Source organism: Crenothrix polyspora, from assembly GCF_900163755.1.
GTDB lineage: Bacteria > Pseudomonadota > Gammaproteobacteria > Methylococcales > Methylomonadaceae > Crenothrix > Crenothrix polyspora.
The window spans coordinates 1-2627 of record NZ_FUKI01000043.1 but is presented as its reverse complement, the minus strand read 5'-3'; the positions used below and the strand labels follow the sequence as shown (position 1 = coordinate 2627).

General features: G+C 50.0%; 2 protein-coding genes and 2 tRNA genes. All 4 read right to left on the bottom strand.

The window, feature by feature from the left end; translation table 11 throughout:
* Window positions 1-20: 20 nt before the first annotated feature.
* Window positions 21-701 carry an RNA 3'-terminal phosphate cyclase gene (gene rtcA / locus CRENPOLYSF2_RS02720; RefSeq protein ID WP_087142430.1) on the bottom strand — a complete coding sequence of 227 codons (681 nt, stop codon included), beginning with the start codon at window positions 699-701 and terminating at the stop codon, window positions 21-23.
* Between the two features lie 35 nt (window positions 702-736).
* A complete protein-coding gene (locus CRENPOLYSF2_RS02715) occupies window positions 737-1957 on the bottom strand; it encodes an RtcB family protein (RefSeq protein WP_087142429.1) in 1221 nt (406 codons plus the stop codon).
* Between the two features lie 194 nt (window positions 1958-2151).
* Window positions 2152-2288, bottom strand: a tRNA-OTHER gene (locus CRENPOLYSF2_RS18735).
* A 117-nt stretch (window positions 2289-2405) separates the two neighbouring features.
* Window positions 2406-2479: transfer RNA gene (locus tag CRENPOLYSF2_RS02710), tRNA-Cys, on the bottom strand.
* Window positions 2480-2627: the final 148 nt, after the last annotated feature.

The window sequence follows — 2627 nt, the reverse complement described above, 5'->3', positions numbered from 1 at the left end:
TAAAAGTAACAATTTGAAAATTAAATGACTTTTTTACATGAAAAAAAGTGTACGGTAGTGAAACCCTCTTTAACCACCGCCAATTCGCGTTGGGCAATATGCGCAGGCAAGCCCGCAAAAAAGCTTTCGGCATACGCCTTTACTCGTTCTCCACGGCTGTATAGATGCAAAGGCACGAGCGGTGTGCCCACGGTGATATTGGCCTGTATTTCACCACCACCGGCCGGATAAAAACCGAAACGTTTTAACAGTAATTCAACATTAGCCCCCATCCGTTGTAACAGGGGCAGGTAAGCCCGCTGTAAAAAATGGAACGGCGGGCTCATGCTGTTATGCGTACCGCCGGTTATGGTCACCCGACTGTTCTGGCTAGCGTACAGCAGGGCGGGTAACAGGGTTTGTAACACCAGGGTGCAACTGCCGGCACTGCCAATGTTAAAACGGTAGTCGCCACCTTGCACAGGACCGGGAGTAAAGCTTAACTGGGTAGAGTGGAGCACAGCACCATCCACTTCCGCCTGACTGATTGCCGCTGCCGCTTGTACGGCGGTCAGATGTTGGCGCAACAGACCGGGTTTTTTGCGTTTTGCACGGATATTGTGAATGCGTAACGGATGCCCCGTACACATTGACAGGGTTAGCGCACTGCGCAAGATTTGCCCGCCGCCTTCACCTCGGGAGCCATCCAGTTCAATTAACATGTTTTCCTTCCTTCGGTATTTGAATCCGTTGTTTTTTAGCCTTTAACACACACCACCTGCTTCAAGGTATGTACAATTTCAACCAGATCCGATTGTGCCCGCATCACCGCATCAATGTCTTTATAAGCCATCGGGATTTCGTCTATGACATCCACATCCTTACGGCATTCAACACCTTGTGTCGCCTGGATTTGGTCGTTGACCGTAAATCGCCGCTTGGCTTCCGTCCGCGACATCACCCGCCCTGCACCGTGGCTGCATGAACAAAACGATTCCGGATCACCCTTGCCGCGCACGATATAAGATCGCGCCCCCATCGAACCGGGAATAATCCCCATCTGCCCTGGCCATGCCGCCACCGCACCTTTACGGGTCACCAGCACATTTGAGCCAAAGTGATTTTCACGTTGCACATAGTTATGGTGGCAATTAACGGCTTCAATACCGGCCTCAAATGGCTTGGGGGTAATGGCACGGATGGCGTTCACCACGTTTTGCATCATCAATTCACGGTTATGTTTGGCAAATTCCTGCGCCCAGCTAACCGCCTGCACATAATCATCAAAATGTGGTGTACCCTCCGGGAAATACGCCAAATCCTTATCCGGTAAGTTAATGAAAAACTTCTGCATATCTTTTTTCGCCAGCTCAATGAAATACGTACCGATGGCATTGCCCACCCCACGCGACCCCGAATGCAGCATAAACCAGACATTGTTGCCCTCATCCAGGCACACTTCAATAAAATGGTTGCCGGTTCCCAACGTCCCCAAATGCTTATGGTTGTTGGTATTTTTTAAGCGCGGATATTTTACGGTCAATTGTTCAAATTCCGGTAATAGCTGCGCCCAGGCCGCATCAACATGGCTGGATGTATTTTCCCAGGAACCTTTGTCACGGGTCTTAAAATTAAGCCCATGCGGGACGGCTTTTTCAATGGCATTACGCCAGCCGTGTAAATTATCCGGTAAATCATTGGCGGTCAGGCTGGTGCGGGCGGCAATCATACCGCAACCGATATCCACACCGACTGCGGCGGGGATAATGGCACCCAAGGTAGGAATCACGCTGCCTATTGTCGAACCTTTACCTTGATGCACATCGGGCATCACAGCGACATGCTTAAAGATAAACGGCAATTGCGCCATTTTTTGTAATTGCAGTTTAGCACCGTCATCAACCGGCACACCGTGCGTCCACATCTTAACAGGCCGACCAGTACCGCTTTGCATGACCTGATAGTTTTCTACTGCCATAATATCTCCTGATAAATTACATTGCTTAAAGCCAAGCGCGACAAGGTGATTAAGATATCCGCTCTACCCACTGAGCTACCTGCGGTTAAGCAAGACCGGGATCGAACCGGTGACAGGATGTAATCTTAATTGCATTCGCGCTGCACCCAAAAACCGCTGACCAGTGGCGGTGTGATAATGCTTCAGCTACCGGTTAACCCGGCCAGGACTCGAACCTGGAACTGCGGGTCATCCCGCCGCTTTTACTTTGTAATCACACACGCTTCAGCGTAAAAAAGATTGGCGACAAGAGTCGGTGTAACGTGCGACGCTCTACCATTGAGCTACGGTTCCATCGTTGTCGGAACCGGCGGGAATCGAACCCACGTTCATCGGGTTATCAGCCATGTAGTTACACCTGCATTCGCCAAAAATTGTTCACCAGCCCAAGACTGGTTTTTTCCTTGCTTGGAGACGCGTGCCGGATTCGAACCGGCATCCCCGGTTTTGCAGACCGGGACAAAACCTTTATGCCAACGCATCAAAAAATTTAGGAGTGAAGTGCCGTGACAAGGATTACTGTGATCTTAAGGCGATTAGGATTCGATGTAATCACAGTGGCATTCACGGTATCTACTTTAAATTCCAGGGTAAGCCCAATATCAAATCGGCACTGGCTGCGTTTTTTGGG

Excerpts from the sequence above, each read along its gene's own strand:
- CRENPOLYSF2_RS02715 (WP_087142429.1), bottom strand. The coding sequence starts at position 1,957 with ATGGCAGTAGAAAACTATCAGGTCATGCAAAGCGGTACTGGTCGGCCT.
- rtcA (WP_087142430.1), bottom strand. The coding sequence starts at position 701 with ATGTTAATTGAACTGGATGGCTCCCGAGGTGAAGGCGGCGGGCAAATC.